The organism is Nocardiopsis sp. TNDT3, from assembly GCF_003427465.1.
GTDB classification, from domain to species: domain Bacteria; phylum Actinomycetota; class Actinomycetes; order Streptosporangiales; family Streptosporangiaceae; genus Nocardiopsis; species Nocardiopsis dassonvillei.
Genome location: NZ_QPFC01000593.1, coordinates 1 through 1,484, shown reverse-complemented (window position 1 = coordinate 1,484; position 1,484 = coordinate 1). Strand labels below are relative to the sequence as shown.

Annotated in this window: 2 protein-coding genes; both read right to left on the bottom strand. The window is 74.5% G+C overall.

Translation table 11 applies throughout. From position 1 onward, the window contains the following. Positions 1–337: 337 nt before the first annotated feature. Complete coding sequence (locus DQW06_RS15115) at positions 338–940, bottom strand: helix-turn-helix domain-containing protein (RefSeq protein ID WP_013152747.1); 603 nt, start codon at positions 938–940, stop codon at positions 338–340. Between the two features lie 93 nt (positions 941–1,033). Next, positions 1,034–1,484, bottom strand: a 451-nt coding sequence (locus DQW06_RS15110; RefSeq protein WP_394341672.1) for a DUF6924 domain-containing protein, incomplete at its 5' end; no start/stop codon positions are given.

The following is a 1,484-nucleotide window of genomic DNA, read 5'->3' as shown; positions in this document are numbered from 1 at the left end:
CCCCGCGCTCCGGTTCCGGCGGTGGCACCAGGGCCAGTTCCCCGGCGAGGCGGGCGAAGGCCGCGTTGGGGCCGGGCGGCGGCGTCGAGGGGTCCCCGCCCCGGTAGCGGGGTTCCCAGAACTCCCGGCTGGGCGAGGTGTTCTTGTCTGTCTCCATGGACGCCAGTGTTCGCGCCGCCGGGGCAGCGGAGCCAGCTCTCGTGCAGAACTGCAAAAGCACGTGCGCGCGGCGCGTCCCCGGTGGTCCTGGGCCTCTCCCCCGGCGGCCGCGCCTCCGGCGTGCCGGTCGCGGAGCCGCCGCGAGCGGGCGCCCGGCCGCTCCGCGCGCCCGTCCCCCTCAGGTCCCGTGCAGGTGGACGCGTTCGCCCTGGGTGCCGAAGATCGCGATGGTCTCCGCCGGTTCGTGCTCGGCCGGGTTGCCGATCCAGTGCGGGGTCCGGGTGTCGAACTCGGCCGCCTCCCCCGCGCCCAGCAGCAGGTCCTGCTCGGCGCCCAGGACCAGCCGGACGGTCCCCGAGAGCACGTAGAACCACTCGTGTCCTTCGTGTGTGCGCAGCTCGGGCGGCGGAAGCGTCCGCGCCGGCGGGTAGAGGACCTTGTACGCCTGGACCCCGCCCGCGCGCCGGGTGAGCGGGACGAACGTCAGGCCGAAGCGGCGTACCGGGTGCAGGTGCACCCGCGGGTCGCCCACCCTGGGCGCGTCCACCAGTTCGTCGATGGGCACCCGGTACACGCGCGAGAGCGGGAGCAGCTGGCCCAGGGTCGGCTGCACCCGCCCGGTCTCCAGACGCGACAGCGTGCTCGGGGTGACCCCCGTGCGCTCCGACAGCTCGGCGAGGGTCAGCCGCGCGCGGTTGCGCAGGCGCCGCAGCCGCGCGCCCACGGCGCGCAGCACCTCGGCGTCGCCCTCATCGGCACGGCGGTTCCCGCTCTCATCCATATCCGCAACCTACCGCGCGGCGGCCCGCGCGCACCGCGGCCGCTCCGGCTCCGCCCTTCCGTGCCCGGCCGGGCGGAGCCCCGCCTTCACGGGTCACCACCACCCGTGCATGCGGGCCTTCGTCTCCGTGTCCATGTAGTCCTCGACGTCCTGGTTGGCGATGGCCAGGTTGACCAGCATGAGCCCGGCCTTCTCCGGGACGAGCCGGAAGACGCGCCCCACGTGTTCCTCCAGCGGGACGACCAGGAGCCGGTGCTCCGGATCGCTCATGGCGGCCCGGTCCGCCACCAGCAGGGCGTCCGCGACGCCCTCGTCGGAGTCCTCCGGATCGGCGCGTACCAGCGACATCAGCTGCTCGGGGGTGGCACCCTCGAACACCGGGTCGTCCACGACCCCGACGTAGTCGCCGAAGTCGTCGATCGGATTCCCGTAGCCCGACCCCGGACGGTACACGGTGTCCAGGAGCGCGGTCCAGGCGGCCTCGTCGGTGAAGTCGGTGCGCACGAGCAGGCCGTCGTTGACGTGGGTGAGCGGGGGCAGGGGC

What these genes read in the sequence shown, in the direction of transcription:
- DQW06_RS15115 (WP_013152747.1), bottom strand. Translation starts at nt 940, where the DNA reads ATGGATGAGAGCGGGAACCGCCGTGCCGATGAGGGCGACGCCGAGGTG.